The organism is Sphingomonas larreae, from assembly GCF_051400595.1.
Lineage (GTDB): Bacteria > Pseudomonadota > Alphaproteobacteria > Sphingomonadales > Sphingomonadaceae > Sphingomonas.
In genome coordinates this window covers 188943-211718 of sequence record NZ_JBLFFI010000003.1, presented here as the reverse complement: position 1 = coordinate 211718, position 22776 = coordinate 188943, and the positions used below count along the sequence as shown (strand labels likewise).

18 protein-coding genes are annotated in these 22776 nt (G+C 67.7%); 9 read left to right on the top strand and 9 right to left on the bottom strand.

What is annotated here, in order from left to right:
- Positions 1-64 precede the first annotated feature (64 nt).
- Together gyrA and ACMGDM_RS12505 are read left to right on the top strand one after the other, a co-directional pair.
- On the top strand, positions 65-2881 hold the full coding sequence (gene gyrA, locus ACMGDM_RS12510; RefSeq protein WP_436804450.1) for a DNA gyrase subunit A: 2817 nt from the start codon (positions 65-67) through the stop codon (positions 2879-2881).
- Positions 2881-3237, top strand: coding sequence for a DUF952 domain-containing protein (locus ACMGDM_RS12505; RefSeq protein WP_436804449.1), 357 nt, complete (start codon positions 2881-2883; stop codon positions 3235-3237). Before gyrA ends, ACMGDM_RS12505 begins: the two co-directional genes overlap by 1 nt.
- Positions 3238-3276: 39 nt before the next feature.
- On the opposite strand, the gene dnaE is transcribed toward ACMGDM_RS12505, so the two are convergent.
- Complete coding sequence (gene dnaE / locus ACMGDM_RS12500) at positions 3277-6771, bottom strand: DNA polymerase III subunit alpha (protein WP_436804448.1); 3495 nt, start codon at positions 6769-6771, stop codon at positions 3277-3279.
- Between the two features lie 101 nt (positions 6772-6872).
- On the opposite strand from dnaE, the gene ACMGDM_RS12495 reads away from it, so the two are divergent.
- Positions 6873-7451: an HdeD family acid-resistance protein gene (locus tag ACMGDM_RS12495; protein ID WP_436804447.1), complete on the top strand. Its 579-nt coding sequence runs from the start codon at positions 6873-6875 to the stop codon at positions 7449-7451.
- A gap of 93 nt (positions 7452-7544) precedes the next feature.
- Here ACMGDM_RS12495 and ACMGDM_RS12490 read toward each other — a convergent pair whose 3' ends face one another.
- The 5 genes from ACMGDM_RS12490 to ACMGDM_RS12470 form a co-directional block, all read right to left on the bottom strand.
- A complete protein-coding gene (locus ACMGDM_RS12490; RefSeq protein ID WP_436804446.1) occupies positions 7545-8024 on the bottom strand; it encodes a glutathione peroxidase in 480 nt (159 codons plus the stop codon).
- Positions 8021-8611, bottom strand: coding sequence for a GNAT family N-acetyltransferase (locus ACMGDM_RS12485; RefSeq protein ID WP_436804445.1), 591 nt, complete (start codon positions 8609-8611; stop codon positions 8021-8023). Before ACMGDM_RS12485 ends, ACMGDM_RS12490 begins: the two co-directional genes overlap by 4 nt.
- The gene (locus ACMGDM_RS12480; protein WP_436804444.1) at positions 8608-9309 is read right to left on the bottom strand and encodes an ABC transporter ATP-binding protein; all 702 of its coding nucleotides are present in this window, start codon (positions 9307-9309) and stop codon (positions 8608-8610) included. The genes ACMGDM_RS12485 and ACMGDM_RS12480 overlap by 4 nt, the downstream gene beginning before the upstream one ends.
- On the bottom strand, positions 9302-10552 hold the full coding sequence (locus ACMGDM_RS12475; RefSeq protein ID WP_436804443.1) for a lipoprotein-releasing ABC transporter permease subunit: 1251 nt from the start codon (positions 10550-10552) through the stop codon (positions 9302-9304). The genes ACMGDM_RS12480 and ACMGDM_RS12475 overlap by 8 nt, the downstream gene beginning before the upstream one ends.
- A 384-nt stretch (positions 10553-10936) precedes the next feature.
- A complete protein-coding gene (locus ACMGDM_RS12470) occupies positions 10937-13396 on the bottom strand; it encodes a TonB-dependent receptor (protein WP_436804442.1) in 2460 nt (819 codons plus the stop codon).
- Between the two features lie 204 nt (positions 13397-13600).
- On the opposite strand from ACMGDM_RS12470, the gene ACMGDM_RS12465 reads away from it, so the two are divergent.
- Complete coding sequence (locus ACMGDM_RS12465; protein ID WP_436804441.1) at positions 13601-14068, top strand: Hsp20 family protein; 468 nt, start codon at positions 13601-13603, stop codon at positions 14066-14068.
- Positions 14069-14303: 235 nt separating this feature from the next.
- Here ACMGDM_RS12465 and ACMGDM_RS12460 read toward each other — a convergent pair whose 3' ends face one another.
- The 3 genes from ACMGDM_RS12460 to secG all read right to left on the bottom strand — a co-directional run bounded on the left by ACMGDM_RS12460 (position 14304) and on the right by secG (position 18389).
- Entirely contained in the window at positions 14304-16157 is a 1854-nt protein-coding gene (locus ACMGDM_RS12460; protein ID WP_436804440.1) for a methyl-accepting chemotaxis protein, read from the bottom strand.
- Between the two features lie 129 nt (positions 16158-16286).
- Positions 16287-17921, bottom strand: coding sequence for a CTP synthase (gene pyrG, locus ACMGDM_RS12455; protein ID WP_436804439.1), 1635 nt, complete (start codon positions 17919-17921; stop codon positions 16287-16289).
- 84 nt (positions 17922-18005) lie between these two features.
- Positions 18006-18389: a preprotein translocase subunit SecG gene (gene secG / locus ACMGDM_RS12450; RefSeq protein ID WP_436804828.1), complete on the bottom strand. Its 384-nt coding sequence runs from the start codon at positions 18387-18389 to the stop codon at positions 18006-18008.
- Positions 18390-18653: 264 nt separating this feature from the next.
- Between secG and ACMGDM_RS12445 the strand changes: the two genes are divergently transcribed.
- The 5 genes from ACMGDM_RS12445 to pgl all read left to right on the top strand — a co-directional run bounded on the left by ACMGDM_RS12445 (position 18654) and on the right by pgl (position 22758).
- Positions 18654-18986, top strand: a complete 333-nt coding sequence (locus ACMGDM_RS12445) for a MarR family transcriptional regulator (RefSeq protein ID WP_436804438.1) — start codon at positions 18654-18656, stop codon at positions 18984-18986.
- On the top strand, positions 18934-19293 hold the full coding sequence (locus ACMGDM_RS12440) for an SH3 domain-containing protein (RefSeq protein WP_436804437.1): 360 nt from the start codon (positions 18934-18936) through the stop codon (positions 19291-19293). Before ACMGDM_RS12445 ends, ACMGDM_RS12440 begins: the two co-directional genes overlap by 53 nt.
- On the top strand, positions 19290-20219 hold the full coding sequence (argC, locus tag ACMGDM_RS12435) for an N-acetyl-gamma-glutamyl-phosphate reductase (RefSeq protein ID WP_436804436.1): 930 nt from the start codon (positions 19290-19292) through the stop codon (positions 20217-20219). Before ACMGDM_RS12440 ends, argC begins: the two co-directional genes overlap by 4 nt.
- A gap of 21 nt (positions 20220-20240) precedes the next feature.
- Positions 20241-21704, top strand: a complete 1464-nt coding sequence (zwf, locus tag ACMGDM_RS12430) for a glucose-6-phosphate dehydrogenase (RefSeq protein WP_436804435.1) — start codon at positions 20241-20243, stop codon at positions 21702-21704.
- A gap of 349 nt (positions 21705-22053) precedes the next feature.
- Positions 22054-22758 (top strand): 6-phosphogluconolactonase, encoded by a 705-nt coding sequence (pgl, locus tag ACMGDM_RS12425; RefSeq protein WP_436804434.1) that lies wholly within the window; start codon positions 22054-22056, stop codon positions 22756-22758.
- Positions 22759-22776 lie beyond the last annotated feature (18 nt).

Genomic DNA, 22776 nt, shown 5'->3' with positions numbered 1-22776 from the left:
GTGACTTTGTGGCCGCGTCGTCCTACACCCGCCCAGCAACGATTCCGCAAAAGAAAGAAGCATCTTGGCCGACGACACCGTCCTCGCCGATCCGTCTGACATCGCCCCCATCTCCATCGTTGAGGAGATGAAGACCAGCTACCTGGATTACGCCATGAGCGTGATCGTCGCGCGCGCGCTGCCCGACGTGCGCGACGGCCTCAAGCCGGTCCACCGTCGCATCCTCTTCTCCGCGAGCGAGAGCGGGTTCCTCTACAACCGGCCGTACCGCAAGTCCGCGCGCATCGTCGGTGACGTGATCGGTAAGTATCACCCGCACGGCGACACCGCGATCTACGACGCCTTGGCGCGCATGACGCAGGACTGGTCGATGCGGCTGCCGCTGATCGACGGCCAGGGCAATTTCGGCTCGATGGATCCCGATCCGCCCGCGGCGATGCGCTACACCGAGGCGCGGCTGGCGAAGGCGGCCAACTACCTGCTCGACGACCTCGACAAGGACACGGTCGACTTCCAGCCCAATTACGACGCGAGCGAGCGCGAGCCACAGGTGCTGCCCGCGCGCTTCCCGAACCTGCTTGTCAATGGTGCCGGCGGCATTGCGGTCGGCATGGCGACCAACATCCCGCCGCACAATCTCGGCGAAGTGGTCGACGCCTGCCTCGCCTATCTCGACAACGGGGCGATCACCACCGAGGAACTGATGGAGATCGTCCCCGGTCCGGACTTCCCGACCGGCGCGATCATCCTTGGCCGCGCCGGGGCGCGCTCGGCCTATGAGACCGGGCGTGGCTCGATCATCGTGCGCTCGCGCCACACGATCGAAACCGGACGCGGCGACCGCACCTCGATCGTGCTGACCGAGATCCCGTTTCAGCAGGGCAAGAACGCGCTCGTCGAGAAGATCGCCGACGCCGCCAAGGAGAAGCGCGTCGAGGGCGTCAGCGACATCCGCGATGAGTCGAACCGCGAGGGCGTGCGGATCGTCATCGATCTCAAGCGCGACGCCACGCCCGAGGTGGTGCTCAACCAATTGTGGCGTCACACGCCGGCGCAGGGCTCGTTCCCGGCGAACATGCTGGCCATTCGCGGCGGCCGGCCCGAGCTGCTCAACCTGCGCGACATCATCGCCGCCTTCGTCAGCTTCCGCGAGCAGGTGATCACGCGGCGCGCCAAGTTCGAGCTCAACAAGGCACGCGAGCGCGCGCACATCTTGCTCGGCCTGGTCATCGCGGTGACCAACCTCGACGAGGTGGTGCGCATCATCCGCGGCTCGTCGAGCCCGGCGGAGGCGCGCGCCAAGCTGCTGTCGCGCGACTGGCCGATCGCCGAGATCGCGCCCTATCTCCGCCTGGTCGAGGCGCTCGAGACCGACGTCGCGGGCGATACCTATCGCCTCAGCGAGGTGCAGGTCCGCGCCATCCTCGACCTCCGGCTCCACCGTCTCACCGCGCTGGGCCGCGACGAGATCGGCGACGAGCTCAAGACGCTCGCCGACTCGATTACCGAGCTGCTCGCGATCCTGTCCGACCGCGTGAAGCTCTATGCCGTGATGCGCGAGGAGTTCCGCGACGTGCGCGAGCAGTTCGCGACGCCGCGGCGCACCGAGATCGCCGCCGCGGCGGACGGGATCGACGACGAGGACCTGATCGAGCGCGAGGAGATGGTCGTCACCGTCACCATGGCGGGCTATATCAAGCGCACCCCGCTCGACGCCTTCCGCGCCCAGGCGCGCGGCGGCAAGGGGCGCAGTGCGATGGCGACCAAGGACGAGGACGTCGTCACCAAGCTGTTCGTCACCTCGACGCACACGCCGGTGCTGTTCTTCTCCACGCTCGGGCGCGTCTATCGCCTGAAGGTGTGGAAGCTGCCCGAGGGCGGCCCGGCCACGCGCGGGCGGCCGATGATCAACCTGCTCCCGCTCGAGCAGGGCGAGACGATCTCCACCGTGCTGCCGCTGCCCGAGGACGAGGCGGAATGGGGCAAGCTCCACGTCATGTTCGCCACCGCCAAGGGGTCGGTGCGGCGCAACAGCATGGACGCGTTCACCAATGTGCCGTCAAACGGCAAGATCGCGATGAAGTTCGAGGGCGAGGACGCGGATGACCGCCTGATCGGCGTGGCGCTGCTCGACGAGGGTGACGACGTGCTGCTCGCCACCAAGTGCGGCAAGGCGATCCGCTTCGCCGCCGACGAGGTGCGCGAATTCCAGAGCCGCAACTCGACGGGCGTGCGCGGTATCGCGCTCAAGGGCGACGATCAGGTGATCTCGCTCTCGGTGCTGCACCGCGCGGGAATCCGTGACCAGGAGGAGCGCGACGATTATCTCCGTCATGCGCCGTGGAAGGCCGAGGATGCCGAACGCGCCCCGCGCTTGATGGACCAGCTCCGCTTCGAGGAGCTGCGCGCCAAGGAGCAGTTCGTATTGACGGTCTGCGCCAACGGCTATGGCAAGCTCAGCTCGGCCTATGAGTATCGCCGCACCGGGCGCGGCGGCCAGGGCATCACCAATATCGACAATATCGCCCGCAACGGCGCGGTGGTGGCGAGCTTTGCGGCGAGCAAGGCCGAGCAGCTGATGCTGGTGACCGATCAGGCCAAGATGATCCGCATGCCGCTCGCCTCGTTGCGCGTGATCGGGCGCGGCTCGGCGGGTGTGCGACTGTTCAACGTCGCGGCGGACGAGCATGTCGTCTCGGCGGCGCGGATCGACGAGGAGCCCGAGCCCGAGGACGCTGCCGAGGCGGCGGTCGCGGCGGAGCTCGACGAGGCCGCGCCGGTGGCCGCGAGCGATCAGTTGACGCTCGACGACGGCACCGGTCCGGACACGTTGGGCGAGCAGGTCGACGAAAGCGGTGACGATGCGGGGGAGCAAGCGTGATGGCGGACGAGCGGCCGATGCTGGCCTATAAGGTGCTGACCGGCGAGCAGCTCGCCGCGCTGGAGCGCAACGCGCGCTTCGCGGGTGCGCCGGTCGATCTCGCCGACGGCTATATCCACCTCTCGACCGCTACGCAGCTCACCGCGACGGTGGACAAGCATTTCGCCGGGCAGGATGACCTCCACGTCGCCGCGGTCGACCTCGACGCCTATGCCGATCGAGTGCGGTGGGAGGAAGCGCGCGAGGGGCAGCTGTTCCCGCACCTGTACGAGCCGCTGCTGCTCGAGACGGTGGTGGCCTATGGCGCGCTGGAACGGCTGGAGGACGGTACGGTCAAGCTCCCGATCGCGGGGTAGGCAGCCTGAGGTCGGCTGCCCCCTGCCGCCGGGCCGGGCTCAGCCGACCGACTTGAGCCTGGTTTCCTCGATGTCGAACTCGACTTTGGCGACGCCAGGGAGATGCTCGATCTGCTCCGCCAGCTCGGCATCGAGCGCGAAATCACGGCCGAGGATCACCGTCGCCTGCGCGTGACCGTCGAGCGGCACCTTGAGCGTCACCTTGCCCCGCGCGCCGCGCGACCCGCCGATCAGCGCGACCAGCCCCGCTACCGCGGCGGCGTCCGTAACATGCACCTCGAGCGCAAAACGGGTCGACGAGGCCAGCCCTTCGAACGGGCGGATCGCCTTGACCGTCACGCGCGGTGTCTCCTCGCCCGGACGGCGATCGAGCTCGACCGTCGCAAGCCCGCAGCCGCCGTTGCGTGCCGCCTCTTCTAGGTCGGCGGCAGGGCCGTCATCGAAGCAGGTGGCGATGAATTGGCCGGTGGCGTCGGACAAGGTCGCCATCATATAGCGCTTCCCGCGCGCCGAGGTGCGCCACCGCGCATCCTCGACCAGCACCGCCATCGTCGCCATCACGCGCGCGCCCTCGGCGATCGGCAGCTCGCCCAGCGCGACATAGCTGCGCGCGCCATGCGTCTTGGCGAGATGACGGTAGCGATCGACCGGGTGCGCCGAGAAATAGAAGCCGAACGCTTCCTTCTCCTGCTCCATTCGCTCGGCGAGCGACCAGCGCGCGTCGGGCAGCTTGATCGTGTCGCCCGCGGCCGCGTCGTCGCCGAACAGCCCGCCCTGCCCGCTCGCGCGCCCCTCGTGCGTGCGCGCAGCGATGGCCAGGATCGTCTCGGCGACGGCATGGACGCCGGCGCGATTGGGGTCGAGCGCGTCGAACGCGCCGCCGGCCGCCAACGTCTCGAGCTGTCGCTTGTTGAGCAGCCGCGGGTCGACCCGCGTGGCGAGATCGTCGAGGCTGCGGAACCTGCCCGCGCCGGCCCGCTCCTCGCACAGCCGCTCCATCGCGCCCTCGCCGACCGACTTGAGCGCGGCGAGCGCGTAGCGCACTGACGGCACGCCCTCGGCGTCGACCTCGACGTCGAACTCGGCCGCGCTGGCGTTGATGCAGGGCGGCAGCAGCCCGACTCCGAGCCGGCGCATGTCGTCGACGAAGATCGCCAGCTTGTCGGTGAGGTGCAGGTCGTAGCACATCGAGGCGGCGAAGAACTCGGCCGGATGATGCGCCTTGAGCCAGGCGGTTTGATAGGCGAGCAGCGCATAGGCCGCGGCGTGACTCTTGTTGAAGCCATAGCCCGCGAACTTGTCGATCAAGTCGAACAGCTGGTTGGCATAATCCTTCTTGATCCCGTTATGCTCGGCGCAGCCGGCGACGAAGGTGGCGCGCTGCGCGTCCATCTCGGCCTTGATCTTCTTGCCCATCGCGCGGCGCAGCAGGTCGGCGCCGCCGAGCGAATAGCCGGCGAGGATCTGCGCCGCCTGCATCACCTGCTCCTGGTAGACGAAGATTCCGTAGGTCTCTTTCAGGATCGGCTCGAGGAGCGGATGCGGGTAGGTGATCTCCTCGGTGCCCTGTTTGCGCCGGCCGAACGACGGGATGTTGTCCATCGGACCGGGGCGGTAGAGCGAGACGAGCGCGACGATGTCGCCGAAGTTGGTCGGCCGCACCGCCGACAGCGTGCGCCGCATGCCCTCGGATTCGAGCTGGAACACGCCGACCGTGTCGCCGCGCTGGAGGAGCTTGTAGACCTCCTCGTCGTCCCACAGCAGAGCGTCGAGATCGACCGCGATCCCGCGCTTGGCCAGCAGCTGCACCGCCTTCTTGAGCACCGACAGTGTCTTGAGGCCGAGGAAATCGAACTTCACCAGCCCCGCGCCCTCGACATATTTCATGTCGAACTGGGTCACCGGCATGTCCGAGCGCGGATCGCGGTAGAGCGGGACGAGCTGGGCCAGCGGGCGATCGCCGATCACCACGCCCGCCGCGTGGGTCGAGGAGTGGCGCGGCAGGCCCTCCAGCTTCATCGCGAGGTCGAGAAGACGGCGCACCTCATTGTCGTTCGCATATTCGCGCGCCAGCTCCGACACGCCGTTGAGCGCGCGATCGAGCGTCCACGGGTCGGTGGGATGATTGGGGACGAGCTTGGCGAGCCGGTCGACCTGGCCATAGCTCATTTGCAGCACGCGCCCCGTGTCCTTGAGCACCGCGCGCGCCTTGAGCTTACCGAAGGTGATGATCTGCGCCACCTGGTCGCGGCCGTATTTCTCCTGGACGTAGCGGATCACCTCGCCGCGCCTGGTCTCGCAGAAATCGATGTCGAAGTCGGGCATCGACACGCGCTCGGGGTTGAGGAAGCGCTCGAACAGCAGGCCCAGCTTGATCGGGTCGAGGTCGGTGATGGTGAGCGCCCAGGCCACCGCCGAGCCCGCGCCCGAGCCGCGCCCCGGACCGACCGGGATGTCGTGCGCCTTGGCCCATTGGATGAAGTCGGCGACGATCAGGAAATAGCCGGGGAAGCCCATCTGGATGATGACGTCGAGCTCGAACTCGAGCCGCTGCTTATAGGTCTCCTGCCAGTCGGCGTCGGCCGGCGCCTGGCCGAGCGCGACGATCCGCTCGATCCGTGCCGCAAGCCCCTCGCGCGCACGGTCGCGCAGCATGGTCGCCTCACCCTCGCGGTCGCCGGCAAGACTGGGAAGGATCGGCTTGCGCTTGGGCGCGGCGACCGCACAGCGCTGCGCCACCACCAAGGTGTTGGCGATCGCCTCGGGCAAATCGGCGAACAGCTCGCGCATCGCCTCGGCCGGCTTCATCCAGGCGTGGCCGCAGCTCTTCGGCCGATCGTCGCTCTCCAGATAGCTGGAGCTGGCGATGCACAGCATGGCGTCGTGTGCGGCGCCGAAATCCGCCTCCTCGAAACAGCTCGGATTGGTCGCGACGATCGGCCAGCCGCGCTCGTACGCCAGGTCGAGCAGCGCCGCCTCGGCGCGCTCCTCGACCGCATCACCACGTCGGCACAGTTCGACGTAAAGACGGTCGCCGAACATCGCGTGAAGCCGATCGGCATAAGCGATGGCGCGCGCGGGCTGGTCTTCGGCGAAGAGGCGGGCCACCCCGCCCTCGCCCCCTGCGGTGAGTGCGATCAACCCCGCAGCATATCGTTCGAGCAGGTCGAACGGGACATGCGGCGCCAGTTCGAGCGGACGATCGAGGTGCGCCTGGCTCACCAGCGCGCAGAGATGGTCGTAACCGATCGCGTCCTGCGCATAAAGCGCGATCCAGTCCACCACCGTGGCGGCGCCCTCGGGCATGTCCGGCCGGGCGACGCCGAGCATCGTGCCGATCACCGGCTGGACGCCCGCCGCCTTGGCGGCATCCGAGAAGGCCATGGCCGCATACAGCCCGTTGCGATCGGTCAGCGCGGCGGCGGGAAAAGCGAGCTTGGCGGCACGCTTGGCGATCGCCTTCGGCTCGATCGCGCCGTCGAGCATGGTGTAGCTGGAGAAGATGCGGAGCGGCACGAAACCCGAATGTGGCATCGCTCCTAGCTAGGCGCCGTGACCCGATTCGGCCAGCCGCCGCGTGACCGCCGGAACCCGCCCTGCGCCGGCCCGTTCGCGAGCGCAGCAGGAGGATGAACATGACGGATTTCCGCAGTGCTGGGCGCGCGATGGGCGCCGGCTGGGGCTGGATCATGGCTTATGGCGTGGTCTCGGTGCTGGTCGGCTTCGCCGCGATCATCTGGCCCTATCTGGCGACCTACGCCGCCACGGTGATGATCGGATCGCTGTTCTTCGTTTCGGGCGTATTCTCGATCGCGGCGGGTCTGTTCGGCCATGGCAGCGAGAGCCGTATCTACGCCCTGCTGTTCGGCGTGCTGTCTGTCGTGGTGGGCGCGATCATGGTGTTCGAGCCGATCACCGGCGCGGTGTCGCTGACGCTGATGGTGGCGGTGTGGCTCGGCGTACGCGGCGTCCTCGAGGTGGTGGCGGGAACGCGGATGCGGCGCCGGCGCGTGATGATGATCGTGCTGGGCGTGATCAACCTGCTGCTCGCGCTGTTCATCCTGCTGACCGTACCTTGGTCGGCGCTGACGCTGCCGGGCTATGTGCTCGGGATCAGCTTCCTGTTCGGCGGCATTACCGCGATCACCGCGGCGAGTGACCATCGCAAGGGCGCGAGCGCCTTCGCGGTGCCGGAGGAGATGGTGCAGCAGTGAGGAGGCGGCGGGGCGGCGGCGGTGGAGTGGCCCTCGCCTCTTCGCCTCCCGTCATGTTGGTGGAGGAAAGCGGTGTTTCGCTGCCACCCGCCGTTACAACAGCGCTTCGATATCGGTCCGCAGCGCCTCCGGCGCGGTGGTCGGCGCATAGCGCCGCACCGTCTCACCATCGCGCGCCACCAGGAACTTGGTGAAATTCCACTTGATCGCGCGCGAGCCCAACAACCCTGGCGCCGCGCGCTTGAGCCGCTCGAACAAAGGATCCGCGCCTGGACCATTGACCTCCACTTTGGCGAAGACGGGGAAGGTCACGTCGTAGTTGGTCGAGCAGAAGGTCGCGATGTCGGCGGCGTCGCCCGGCTCCTGCGCGCCGAACTGGTTGCATGGAAAGCCCAGCACCGCCAGCCCGCGCTCGGCATAGGTACGGTGGAGCTCTTCCAGCCCCGCATATTGCGGTGTGAAGCCGCACTGGGACGCGGTGTTGACCACCAGCAGCACCTTGCCGGCATAAGCAGCCAGCGATTGTTCGCCGCCCCCGGCGGTGCGGACGCTCAGGTCGGTGATCGCGGTCATCCGTGCCTCCGCAGCAGGAACTCGATGTTGGTCCGCACGCCGGGCCACTCGGACGCGATGATGGAATAGACCACGAGGTCGCGCACCCGCCCGTTGAACAATTGGTGCGATCGCAGCACGCCGTCGCGCTTGGCGCCGAGCCGCTCTATCGCGGTCTGTGAGCGCTTGTTGAACCAGTCGGTGCGAATCTGCACCACCTGGCAGCCGAGCAGATCAAAGGCATGCGTCAGCAGCAGCAGCTTCGCCTCGGTGTTGACCCCGGTGCGCTGCACCGAGCGCGCGTAGAAGGTGCCGCCGATCTCGACGCGGCGGTGCGCCTCGCTCATCCGCATGAACCGCGTGAGCCCGACGACGCGACCGTCGGGCGTCTCCACCGCGAACGGCAGCGCACGTCCGAAGTCGCGCTCGCGCAGCGCGGCGGCGACGAACGCCTCGGGATCGGTCAGGCCCGACACGTTGGCGAAAAACAATTCGGTGAGGTCACCGTCGGCCGCAGCCGCGCCGAGCGCGGGGGCATCCTCGACGGCGAGCGGGCGGAGCACCACCTGCTGCCCCACCAGCCGCGGCGTCCCGCGCCACAGGCTCACGCGATCAAGCCTTCGTGCAGCCGCACGACCCGGTCCATCTTGGCGGCAAGCCGCTCGTTGTGCGTCGCCACCAGCGCCGCCGAGCCTTCACCCCGCACCAGCCGCAGGAACTCGGCGAGCACGACGTCGGCGGTATGCTCGTCGAGGTTGCCGGTCGGCTCGTCGGCCAGCACCAGCGCGGGCCGGTTGGCGAGCGCGCGCGCCACCGCGACTCGCTGCTGCTCGCCGCCCGAGAGCTGCGCCGGCCGATGCGTCAGGCGATGCCCGACGCCGAGCGCGGTGAGCAGCCCGGCGGCGCGCTCCTCGGCCGGCGCGCGCTCGGCGCCGTGGATGAGCTGGGGTAGCACGACATTCTCGATCGCGTTGAAGTCGGGCAGCAGATGGTGGAACTGGTAGACGAAACCGAGCCGGTCACGCCGCATCGCAGTGCGCCCGGCGGCGTCAAGCTGCGCCGCCTCCACGCCGCCGATGCGGATCGATCCGGCGAACCCGCCCTCGAGCAGCCCGACCGCCTGGAGCAAGGTCGACTTGCCCGAGCCCGACGGACCCAGCAGCGCGACGATCTCGCCCGGCGCGATGGCGAGGTCGACCCCGCGCAGCACGTGGATGGTCGCCCCGCCCTGGGTGAAGCTGCGCGCCAGGCCGCGGGTCTGAAGAACGGCGTCACTGTCACCGGTGCGCGGCATCGCCTCACTCATAGCGCAGCACCTCGACGGGATCGGTGCCCGCCGCCTTGAGCGCGGGATAGACCGTCGCCAGGAAGGTCATCAGCAGCGTGATCAGCACGATCGCGACGATCTCGACCGGGTTGGGCTTGGACGGCAGCTCGGTGAGATAGCGGATCGACGGGTCCCACAGATTCTGGCCGGTGATCGCCTGCACCGCGTTCACCACCGACTGGCGGATGAACAGAAAGCCGAAGCCGAGCAGCAGCCCCGCCACCGTGCCCAGCACCCCGATCGTCGTCCCTACCGTGATGAAGATCCGCAGCATCGCGCCGCGGCTCGCCCCCATGGTGCGCAGGATCGCGATGTCGCGAGTCTTGGAGCGCACCAGCATGATCAGCGACGAGGCGATGTTGAAGGCGGCGACCAGGATGATGATGCACAACACGGTGAACATCGCCACGCGCTCGACCGCCAGCGCGTCGAACAGCTCGGCGTTAAGGCGGCGCCAGTCAGCCACCGCGGCATAGCCCTGCACCTTGCGCGTGAGCGGCGCGAGGATCTCGCCGACCCGGTCAGCGTCGCTGGTCTGCAGCTCGATGATGCCGACACTGTCCCCGCTCAACAGCAGCGTCTGCGCGTCGGCGAGCGGCATCACGACATAGGCCTTGTCGTAATCGTACACGCCGACCTCGAAGATCGCCCCGACCGTGTAGTTGACGTAGCGCGGCATCGTGCCGAACGGCGTCGAGGGGCCGAGCGGGTTGATCAGCGTGACCTCGGAACCGATCGTCGCGCCGAGCTGCTCCGCCAGCCGCGCGCCGATCGCGACATTGTTGCTCCCCGGCGTCACGCTGGCGAGGCTGCCGACGATCACCTTCGAGTTGATCGTCCGGTTGGCACGAATGTCTTCGGGCCGCATGCCGCGCAGGATGATTCCCTCGGCGCGACCGTTGTACGTGACGAACAAGGGCTGCTCGATCATCGGGATCGCGCTGGTGACGCCGGGGGTGGCCTTCGCCTCGGCAAGCGCGCGGCGCCAGTCGGGCAATCGACCGTTGTAGCCCTGCACCACGGCGTGGCCATTGAGTCCGACGATCTTGTCGAACAGCTCGGCGCGGAAGCCGTTCATCACGCTCATCACGATGACCAGCGCGGCGACGCCGAGCATCACCGCGCCGAGCGAGAAGCCCGCGACCAGGACGATGAACCGCTCACCGCGACCGGGCAGCAGATACCGCCGCGCGATCATGCTCTCGTAGCGCGACAGCAACATGCCGCCGCCTCTAGGATGGCCTGCGCGACGGTGCAACGGGGCGTGTGGCGGATTCGACACATAGTCGCCGCAATCGGTTTAGCCGAGGTTCATTTCGGTCGACAGTCGATCGGCGCACCAGCATACCTCTCCGCACTGGCACACAGGCAACGGCCGTGGTTCGGGGAATGTCATCGGGCTCCGCTTCTCATGAAGCGTGCGGGCAGATGGCGGGATAGGGGGCTGACGAGCGATCGTCACGCAGGCGCCCGGGTCGCGATGAGCGGCCCGGGCGTTTGTTTTATGGCGCCAAGCCTTTGCTTTGAGGCTTTGATGTGGCGCGGCGTGGCGCATGCACTGCGCCGCATCCGTCATCCCGAAACAGATCCGGGATGACGGTTACGCTCAGAAGCGCGCCGATACGGTCACGCCATAGGTTCGCGGATCGCCGGGCTGACCGACCACCAGCCCGGTGTTGCCCGACTGGGTCGCCAGCAGCTCATAATAGTCCTGGTCGAAGGCGTTGCGCAGCCACAGGAAGGCGTTGAGCCCGCGATCGCTGCGATACCCGAGACGAAAGTTCGACAGCGAATAACCGTCGATGTTGGTGTAGATCGATTCGGACGGGTTGCTAGAGAAGTCGGAGCGGTAACTGCCGTCATAACCGAGATAGACGGTGCCCGCCTCGCCCGCCAGCGTCACCGGTACGCCATATTCTGCGCCATAGGAGAAGGCCCATTTCGAGATTCCCGGCAGCCGCTGGCCCGAGATGTCGCAATTGGCCGGGCTGTTGGCGCCGCCTGACAGTTCGGGCGGGCATGGCGCATCGGTGAAATCGACGTAGCTCGCGTCGGTGTAGGCGGCATTGGCATAGACGTTCAGCCGCGTCGTCGGGCGGAACGAGGAGTCGAGCTCGACGCCGCGGGTACGCACCTTGCCGGCATTGGCGAGATAGCCGCGCAGCACACCAAGCTGGCCGTTCGTCACGGTTGCCTGATAGTCCGAGATGTCGGTCCAGAAGGCGGCGAGGTTCACCGTGGCGCGGCGATCGAGGAACTGCGTCTTCAACCCGAGCTCATAATGATTGACCTTCTCGGGCTTCACGGTCGCGGCGCTCAGGATCGGATTGTTGTTGCCGTCGAGCGGTAGCCCGGAAAGGTTGATCCCGCCCGATTTGTAGCTGCGCGCATAGGTGGCGTAGCCATGCACGTCGGCGGCGATATCCCAGGCGGCGGTGATGTCACCCGACACGTTCCAATTGTCGAAGTCCGGCGCATAGCTCTGTGGCCCGAGCACGCCACGCTGATCGCTGGTAAGCGTGGTCGAGCCGCTTCCGGTGGTCACCACCGACACATAGGAACCGCGCTTCTTGTCGTAGTTCACGCGTACGCCCGGCGCGATCGAGAAGCGCTCGCCGAGATGCCAGGTAAGCTTGCCGAACGCCGCGGCCGAGGTGTTGGTGAAGCCGATCGTGTTGCGCGCGGTCAGGCCGTCGAGCACCGCCGGATTGCAGGCCGCGGTGGACGGCCGGGCGCAGCCGTTCACGCCGAACGGCGGGTCACCGGGATTGAGCAGCCAGCGGCTCGCCGCCGGCCCTTGCACCTGCAATCCCTGTGTGTCGATCGTCTGCCGGAAGTAGAAGAGCCCCGCCACATAGTCGATCGCATGGCGGCCATTGGAGGCGATGCGCAGTTCTTGGCTCAGCTGCTTCTGCTGCGACGGGTTCGCCGAGACCGTGGTGATCGGCAGGCCGATGAAGTCCCGGTCGTTGGACGGATCCCAATCCCAAAAGCGCCACGCCGAGACCGAAGTCAGGGTCGCGGCGCCGACCTCCCAATTGGCCACGAGCGACACGCCGCCGAGCTCCTGGCGCGCGCGCAGCGGCGTGTCGAGGTCGGTGACGCGGTCGAATGCGTCGCGCGATGGCGGCGCATAACCGAAGGCCGCGGCGAGCGCCTCATACTGCCGCGCGAGTGGACGCTGGGTGCGCCCCACCCGTGCGAAGATCTGTGCGCAGCACTCGGGATCCTGGTGATTATAGTCGCCGGCGAGCGTCAGATCGAGGTTGGACGCGGCTTGCCAGAACAGCTGCCCGCGCAGGCTGCGATTGTCCTGCGCGTTGACATAAGCGCCGCTGCGCGTGTTGTAGATCGTACCGCGCCGCGACGTGACCGAGGCGGAGAGCCGGATCGCCAGCGTGTCATCCATCAGCGGCCCGGAGGCCGAGGCCTTCGCCTGGATGAAGTCGAGGTTGCCCGTGGTCAGCTCGACCCGGGCCTCGGGCGTGAAGCTCGGTCGCCGCGTGGTGATGTTGATCGCGCCCGCCGTGGTGTTCTTGCCGTATAGCGTGCCCTGCGGACCACGCAGGATCTCGATCCGCTCGGTGTCGGTGAAGTCGAACGTCGCCGAGGCGATGCGCGAATAATAGACCTGGTCGACGTAGATGCCGACACCCTGCTCGATCCCGTCGTTGGTGAGGCCGAACGGAGCGCCGAGCCCGCGAATGTTGGCGGCGGAGTTGCGGGGGTTGGTCGAGTAGAATTGCAGCGTGGGCTGGATCTGGGTCAGCCGGCTGACATTATAGGCTCCCGTCTCCGCCAGCGCGGTGCCGCCGATCACCGATACGGCCAGCGGCACGGTCTGGACGCTCTCCGCGCGGCGGCGCGCGGTGACGACGATGTCGCTCCCGCCCTGCTGCGCGGGACCGAGTCGTCCGCGCTCGTTGTCACCGCTGCCGTCAACTGCTCCACGTACCACGGCATCATCCTGCAACGGTGCCGATCCGGCGGGCGCTTCGGTCACCTGATCGGCCGCAGCGGACGGTACGGCGGCCTGCGCCAGTAGAAGCGCGAGCGTGAGCGACATCGATTCCCCCTGTTTACCTCGACACCATCCTGCATCGCCGATGCGGCATAGTCCATCAACGAAGTAGGAGTATCAGGGAGACTTGAAACGCTTCGCGCTACTCCCATTTAGCTAGCGTGCGGTGCCGCTGGCCGGGCCACACGAACAGAGGCGCCGCGGACCACCGGGCGTCTTGTTTCAAATAGCTCATCGGAGGATTTGAACATGCGTTTCGACCTTACCCCTTATCGCCGCTCGACCATCGGGTTCGATCGTCTCTTCGACATGATCGAGGCCAATGCGCGCGGCGCATCCGAAAACTACCCGCCGTTCAACCTGGAGCGCGTCGCAGACGACCGCTACCGTATCACGCTGGCCGTCGCTGGTTTCAGCCGCGACGAGATCGAGATCGTCGCCCAGCAGAACCTACTGCTGGTGGCCGGCAAGAAGGACGACAAGGCGGAGAATGCGCAGTTCCTCCACCTCGGCATCGCCAACCGCAGCTTCGAGCGGCGGTTCGAGCTGGCCGATTTCGTGTTCGTGGAGGACGCGCGGCTCAACGACGGGCTGCTGGTGATCGATCTGGTGCGCGAGGTGCCTGAGGCGATGAAGCCGAAGACGATCGCGATCAAGACCGGTCCGCAGCTCGCGGCGGTGGAGGACACGTCAGCCGGCGAGGCCAAGGCCGCGTAAGATCGGGCCGCGCGAGCGGGATCGGCGTCTCTTTGCTCCCTTTCGAGGCGCCGGTGGGGGCGTCCGGGCCGTCAGGTCCGGGCGCCTTTCCCTTGTTGAGGGAGGGTGCGTTTTGTTCGGACCGGGCCCGAGCCTGCGAAGCTTGGCGAGCTGCATGTAGCGTCGCGGCGTCGGTGCGCACGGTCTCGAGGCGCCCGCGTGCGGGCGCCCCTCCTTTCACGTCAGAGAAAGAGCCCTAGAACTCCGACCATTCCTCCTGAGCGGCGCCGTCGGGTGCCTGCGCGCGCGAGGCCAGCGCCGAGCGTTCGCTCGCGGCGAGCCGCGGCGCCGGACGCGGCAGCCGGCGCGCGGGCGCGGCGAGCTGCTGTGGCCGCATCACTGCGGCGCGGGTCCGCGGCTCTCGATCGATCACGAAGCGCGCAATCTCGTCCGCGAGTTGCTCTGCCTCGCCGTTCAGGCTGCGCGCCGCCGCGGTGGTCTCTTCCACCATCGCTGCATTCTGCTGGGTGACCTGGTCCATCTCGGACACCGCCTTGGTGACCTGCTCGAGCCCGACCGACTGCTGTTTGGCCGATTCGGCGATCTGCGCCACTAGCGCGCTGATCTCGCCGATGCGCGCGATGATCCGCGCCAGCGCGTCGCCGGCATCGACCACCAGCTTGGCTCCCACTCCGATCTGCTCGGCCGAGGCGGTGATGCGTGTCTTGACGTCCTTCGCCGCGTCGGCCGAACGCTGCGCCAGCGCGCGGACTTCCTGCGCCACCACCGCGAAGCCGCGCCCGGCATCGCCTGCGCGCGCCGCCTCGACCCCGGCGTTGAGCGCCAGCAGATTGGTTTGGAACGCGATGCCGTCGATCACCGCGATGATGTCGCCGATCTCCTTGGACGCGCGCTCGATACCCGACATCGCGTCAACCGCGCGCCGCACCACGTCGCCCGATCGCTCCGCATCGCCGCGCGTCTCGCCGACCACGACATTGACCCGCGCCGCGCCGTCGGCGGTCTGGCGCACCGTTTCGCTGACCTGCTGCATCGCCGCCGAGGTCTGCTCGAGGCTAGCGGCGTGGCGCTCCGTGCGCAGCGACAGGTCGTCGCTCGCCTGGAGGATGTCGGCGGCACCGTTGGCGATGCCGCCGATGCTCGCCTGTACCGTCGCCAGCGCCGCCGCCATTGACTCGATGGCATTGTTGAAGTCGCTGCGCAGCTTGCCGAAGGCACCGTCGAGCTCGGTGTCGACCCGCGCCGTCAGATCGCCCCGTGCGAGCGAGTCGAGCCCGGTGCCGACGCTGGTGACGATCAGCTGCGCCTGCCGCGCCTTCTCCTTCTCCGCCGCATCGAGCCGGTCGCGCAGGCGCAGCGTCGCGCGGGCGACGTCGCCGATCTCGTCGCCGCGCTCTGCCCCTGTCACCTCAATCGCGCGCTCGCCATCGGCCAGCCGCAGCAATGCGCCGGTGACGGTATCGATCGGACGCGCGATGTTGCGGATCAAGCGGGCCAGCAGGCCGGCCACGAGCAGCGCCGCCAGCGCCATCGCGCCGAACGTGATCCGCCGTGCCGAATCGGTCAGGTCGCGCGCTCGTTCCAGACCATCGTCGAGCGACTGAGATTGGCGTTCGAGCAGGCGCTGACCGGCGCGCGCCACGTCCGCGAACGAGGCGGCGCGCGCCCGATAACCGGTGGCGTCGCCGGCGCCCAGGCTCTGCGATTTCGCCTCACCGCGATAGGCGTCCCAGGCTCGCACGAAATCGCGCAGCAGCGCGATCGTATCGGACGAGCGCAGGCGGCCGTTGAGATCGGCCACGCCCGCGTCGACCAAGCGGCTCTGCTCCGCCATCTCCGCCGCGGCGCTGCTGGTCACGGCCGGATCCCGCGTGACCGCCAGCATCCCCTCGGCCAGCCGGTGACGCGAGACGGCGAGATTGATCGAGGAAATGGCCTCGTAATTGAGACGGCGATGCGCGCCGATATCCACGGCGATCTGATCGATGCGGGTCACGTTGGTCAGCGCGAGCAGGTTGGTCGCGAGCGTGACGACCAGGATGATCGCGAAGGCGAGCACAAGCCTGTGCGCGATCCGTAACTGGGCCATAGGGGACTGCTCCATTCACCCCCCGCGCCGACCTTCGGCACCGCGGTTCGGGTGTCCCCGCATTTATAGAACGCTAATGCGAGGCAGCGGCTCGCGGCGACGCACAAGCGCGTCGTCGCGACCTCTGGCTCAGACCAGCCGACTCTGTTTCACCGCCGCCGCAATGAAGCTGGCGAACAGCGGATGCGGGTCGAACGGCTTGCTCTTCAGCTCGGGATGAAATTGGACGCCGACGAACCACGGATGATCCGGCCGTTCGACGATCTCGGGCAAGGTGCCGTCGGGCGACATGCCCGAGAACACCAGCCCGCCCTTCTCGAGCGCCTCGCGATAGCCGGTATTGACCTCGTAGCGGTGGCGATGCCGCTCGAAGATCGTCGCACCGCCGTAGATCGAAGCGACGACGCTGTTGCCCGCGAGCGACGCCTCATAGGCGCCGAGCCGCATCGTGCCGCCCAGATCGCCCTGTGCCTCGCGCTTCTCGAGCCCGTCGCGCCCCATCCACTCGGTGATCAGGCCCACCACCGGCTCGTCGGTCGGCCCGAATTCGGTCGACGATGCAGCCTGGATACCGGCGAGATCGCGCGCGCCTTCGATACAGGCCATCTGCATGCCGAAGCAGATGCCGAAATAGGGGATCTCGCGCTCGCGCGCGAAACGAACCGACTTGATCTTGCCCTCCGCGCCGCGCTCGCCGAACGCGCCGGGAACGAGGATCGCGTCGAGCGGCTCGAGCTGGCTCACGATCTCCTCGTCGTCATGCTCGAACAGCTCGGCGTCGATCCAGCGGACGTTGACCTTCACGCGATTGGCAATGCCGCCATGGACCAGCGCCTCGTTGAGCGACTTGTACGCGTCCTGAAGCCCGACATATTTCCCGACCACACCGACGGTGACCTCGCCTTCCGGATGCTGGAGGCGATCGACGATCTCCTGCCAGCGCGAGAGGTCGGGCGGGGACGACGGGGTGATGCCGAAGGCGCGCAGCACCTCCGAGTCGAGCCCCTCGGCGTGATATTGCAGCGGCACCGCATAGATGCTTGCGGCATCGAGTGCGGGGATCACCGCGCTCTCCGGCACGTTGCAGAACAAAGCGATCTTGGCCCGCTCCGAGACGGGCAGCGGCTTTTCGCAGCGGCACACCAGCACGTCGGGCTGGACCCCGAGTGCGGCGAGCTCGCGCACGGAGTGCTGCGTCGGCTTGGTCTTCAGCTCGCCCGCCGCGGCAATGTAGGGCACCAACGTGACATGAACCGAGATCGCGTTGCCGCGACCGACTTCGTTCTTGAGTTGGCGGATCGCCTCGATGAACGGCAGCGATTCGATATCGCCGACGGTGCCGCCGATTTCGCACAGCACGAAGTCGAGGTCGTCGGTCTCCGCGCGCGCAAAGGCCTTGATCGCATCGGTCACGTGCGGGATCACCTGCACCGTCGCGCCGAGATAGTCGCCGCGGCGCTCGCGCTCGATAATCGTCTTGTAGATTCGCCCCGAAGTGACGTTGTCCGACTGGCGCGACGCCACGCCGGTGAAACGCTCGTAATGGCCGAGGTCGAGATCGGTCTCGGCGCCGTCGTCGGTGACGTACACCTCACCGTGCTGGTACGGGCTCATCGTGCCCGGATCGACGTTCAGATACGGGTCGAACTTGCGAATCCGCACGCGGTAGCCGCGCGCCTGGAGCAGCGCCGCGAGGCTCGCCGCCATGAGACCTTTGCCGAGCGAGGAGACCACGCCGCCGGTGATGAAGATATACCGCGCCATGGGGCGAACTGCTTATCCTTGAAGTACGAGCGAGGGCAAGCGCGCGGTACACCCGCACGCGACGAGACGACGCTGTGCGACGAATTAGCGTGCCAGCGGCACGCCATTGTCGGCGGCAGCCGGCGCCGCTGCATTGGCGGCATCGCCCGCGAGCGGCACCTGCGTGCCCGCCTGCGGCGCCGCGGGTGCCTGCGGCTGCGCGGCAGGCACCCGGCGCTGCAGCGAGGTGTCGACCGACACCGCGCCGCGATGCGCCGCGATAAAGGCGAGCGCGATGCTCATCGTCACGAATATGCCCGCCAGCACTGACGTGGCACGCGTGAGAAAGTCCGCCGCGCCCCGTGCCGACATCAGCCCCGAGGGGCTGCCCGAGGACGTCAGCCCGCCGCCTTCCGAGCGCTGCATCAGGATCACGGTGACGAGGGCAGCCGCGATGATGGCCTGGACGACGAGCAGGAAGGTGAACATGGGAGCGACGCGGGTCCGATTCAGCAAGAGGCGCGCGCGACCAGGTCGCACACGCCAGATGGCGGGCACATAGGGGAGCCTTGGGCGCGGATCAACCGCGTCGCTCATCCCCAAGCCCGCGCGAAAACGGCTGGCAAATTCGTGACATGGCTGAAACCAGCCACGGAAGCGGGCGTTATTCCCGCACAAACCCGGAACGGACCGGGCGCGATGCAGCGGGACGAGGACGTGGCAACATTAGCGCAACCCGAACTCAGTTCGTGGATGAACGCGCTGGTCGATTACGTGCGCTCGGGCGAGCCCGATCTCACCAATCGCCAGATGGCGCTTCTCCTCGTGGTTTACTTGCGGCCGGGGCCGCACACGGTGCGCGGTCTGGCACGCGTGCTCAACGTCTCCAAACCCGTGGTGACGCGCGCCTTGAACAGACTGGGTGCGCTCGGCTATCTGCGCCGCCAACGCGACGACAGCGACAAGCGCAACATCTTCGTCGCGCGTACATCCGAAGGGGCAGATTTTCTTGAGGAGTTCGGCCAGTTCATCGGTGACGGCGACCATCCAGCCGTCCACGCCGGGCAACAGCACGTCCCCGCGTAGCGGCTTCACGCTGACCGGTCGATCGCGGTCGCTTGACCCGCGCACGCATGCCGTGCGCGCCGATATCGCCGACGTTCGTCTTGCGGATCGCGTGTTCGCGCCACATTATGCCGCGCCACTCCGGCGGGTCTTGAGCGAGCCGGCGACGCTGCGCGCGGAGCGCGACTCGGCATCGACCGAACTGGCGCTGCTTCCCGCCGGCGCCCCCTTCGATGTGCTCGACCTCACCGGCGGGGTCGCCTGGGGGATCGCGGTGGACGTCAATCTCGTTGGCTATGTCGACGCGAACGTGGTGCGTGCGCAATGACCGTCTCGGTATTCATCGACGGCGGCGCGGGCACCACCGGCCTCGAGATCCGCGACCGGCTGGCGCTGCGCAGCGATGTGTCGCTGGTCACGATCGACGAGGCGAGCCGCAAGGACCCCGCCGCGCGCGCCACCGCACTCAACGACGCCGACGTCGTGATCCTGTGCCTGCCCGACGACGCCGCGCGCGAGGCGGTGGCGCTGATCCGCAACGAACATACGCGCGTCATCGACGCCTCGACGGCACATCGCGTCGCGCCGGAATGGGTTTATGGCCTCGCCGAGCTCGAGCCCAGGCAGGCCGAGCAGATCGCCGCGGCACGGCGCGTCACCAATCCGGGTTGCTACCCCACCGGCTTTCTCGCGCTGGTCCGTCCGCTGGTGCGCGCGGGACTGCTCGCGCCGGACACGCCGCTCAGCGTCAATGCGGTCTCGGGCTATTCGGGCGGTGGCAAGACGATGATCGCCGAGTTCGAGGGCGGTGAAGCGGCGACGGCATTCCGCCCGTACGCGCTGGCGCTGACGCACAAGCATGTTGCCGAGATGACGCGACACGCCGGGTTGAGCGTCGCACCGATCTTCCAGCCAGCGGTGGCGCGTACCTACCGCGGCATGGTGGTGCAGGTGCCGATTCATCTCAGCCAGCTCGCGCGCCCGGCGTCGCTCACCGACCTGTCCGAGGTGCTCGCCGAGGCCTATGACGGCGGCCGCGTCGTCCGCTTCGCGCACGAGGCTAGCTCGATGGTGCGGATCGAGGACGATGCGGGCAGCGACCGCATGACGCTGCGCGTGGTCGGCAACCAGGCGGCCGGGCAGGCCGTACTGATCGCCACGCTCGACAATCTCGGCAAGGGTGCGGCCGGCGCGGCGGTGCAGAACCTCAATATCATGGCCGGCCTCGACCCCGTCGCCGGTTTGTCCCTCTAGAAAGCGACGCAGGAGACTCAGATGGAGCGCAATCCGGTGGGCAAGCTGCTGCTGTTCGGTGCGACGGGCGATCTCGCCAAGCGGATGCTGCTGCCGTCGCTCTACGGGCTGCATGCGGACGGTCTGTTGCCGCAGGGGCTGACGATCACCGGCTCGGCGCGCAGCGACCTCGACGACACCGCCTTCCGCGACGCGACCCGCGTCGCGCTCGACGAGTTCCTGCCCGCCGACCGCAAGGACGCCGGTGCGATCGACAGCTTCCTCGAGCGGCTTCAGTTCCAGCCGGCCGATCTGTCCGACCCCGCCAGCTTCCAGCCACTCGCGGACAAGATCGGCGACGTTTCGGGTGGTTTGGCGATCTATCTCTCCACCGCGCCGTCGCTGTTCGAGCCGGCGGTGCGTGGGCTCGAGAGCGTCGGGCTGGCCGGCGAGACGGTGCGGATCGGGCTGGAGAAACCGCTCGGCTATGACCTCGAGTCGAGCCGCGAGATCAACGACACGGTCGCCTCGGTCTTCCCGGAAGACCGCATTTTCCGGATCGATCACTATCTCGGCAAGGAGACGGTGCAGAACATTTTGGCGCTGCGCTTCGGCAACTCGATGTTCGAGCCGATCTGGAACGCCACCGGCATCGACAATGTCCAGATCACCATCTCGGAGACGGTCGGGCTGGAGGATCGTGCGGGCTATTACGAGGGCGCCGGCGCGCTGCGCGACATGGTCGCCAACCACGTGCTCCAGCTCGTCGCGCTGATCGCGATGGAGCCGCCCGCGCTCTACGACGGCACCGCGATCCGGGACGAGAAGGCCAAGGTCTTCCGTTCCTTGCGCCAGATGAAGCCGGAGGAAGTGCAGAGCTCCACGGTCACCGGCCAATATGAGGAAGGCGCCGTCAGTGGGAAGGTCGTGCGCGGCTACGACGCCGAGCTCGGCTACGACAGCGACGTCGAGACCTTTGTGGCGATCAAGGCCTTTGTCGACAATTGGCGCTGGCAGGGCGTGCCCTTCTACCTGCGCACCGGCAAGCGCATGGCCAAGCGTCGCAGCGAGATCGCGATCCAGTTCAAGCCGGTGCCGCACTCGATGTTCTCGGGCCGCGGCGGGCTGCTCCAGCCCAACAAGCTGATCATCCGGCTTCAGCCGGAGGAATATGTCCAACTGCTGGTGATGACGAAGGAACCGGGGCTGGATCGCGACGGTATCAAGCTGCGCGAGGTGCCGCTCAATCTCAGCCTCGACGCGCAATATGCCGGCACACGCCGCCGCATCGCTTATGAGCGGCTGCTGCTCGATCTGATCGAGGGCGATCAAACGTTGTTCGTGCGGCGCGACGAGGTCGAGGCGCAATGGAAGTGGATCGACGCGATCCGCGCCGGCTGGACGGCGGCCAAGACCCGGCCGAAACATTATGCCGCGGGCACCTGGGGCCCGGCGGGCGCGATCGCGCTGACCGAACGCGACGGGGTGAGCTGGCACGACGATTGAAGATGGTGTTCCTGCGAACGCAGGAACCCGGGTTTGTCGGGCGAGGCGCTCGTGGCCTTGGGCTCCTGCTTTCGCAGGAGCGCGGGTCGCTGACATGACTGCCGCCCCGGCGGACGCCGGGGCACGGGTGGGAAGGCCGCCCTGAGACTCACCACCGCCTACCCAACTGGAGCCCGGCGTTCGCCGGGATGGTGGCTCGCGCGGGGCCGGTTGCTCAGCGCTAACCCTCGCCCGGTCACCGCATTGCTCGGTTGACCTGACCGAACTTCCTGCGAAAGCAGGGCAACGACCCTGCCGGCGCCTGCCGCGCGGCGACCAGCGCGGCGCGAGTGCCGCGACGGAGAGAGACATGACCGAGATCGAATGGTGGGAATATGACGACGCGGCCGAGCTGGCCGATGCGGTCGCGGGCGACATCCAGTTCGTCATCGAGAGCGCGATCGATGCGCGCGGTTCGGCGGTGATCGCGTTGGCGGGCGGCAAGACTCCCCTGCCCGCCTATGAGAAGCTGGCCCAGGCCAAGCTCGACTGGAAGCGCGTGACGATCATTCCCGGCGACGAGCGCATCGTCCCGCTCGGCGACCCGCTTTCCAACGTCACCGCGCTCGGCAAGATCTTCATCCCCAAGGGCGCGCGCGTGATGCCGATCGTGCCCAAGGCAACCGAGGATTATAAGGCCGCTGGCCGCTCGGCCGACGCTTTGATGCAGGACCTGCACTGGCCGCTCGACCTGTGCCTGCTCGGTGTCGGCGGCGACGGTCATACCGCGTCGATCTTTCCCGGGCCCGATTATGACGAGGCGCTCAACGGCCCCAAGGAGCGGCGCGCGTTGGGCGTCATGCCCGATCCGCTGCCGCCCGAGGCGCCGGTGGCGCGAGTCACGCTCAGCCGCCAGGCGATCGCCACCGCGCGCGCGCTGATGATCGCGGTGACCGGCGACGCCAAGCGCAAGGTGATCGAGGACGCCATCAAGGAGGGCGCTGGCTCGCCTTATCCGATCGGCCGCGTGCTGGCCGATGTCGAGCTGCCCGTCGACATCCACTGGGCCGCCTGAGCCGCCCACGAAGACGTA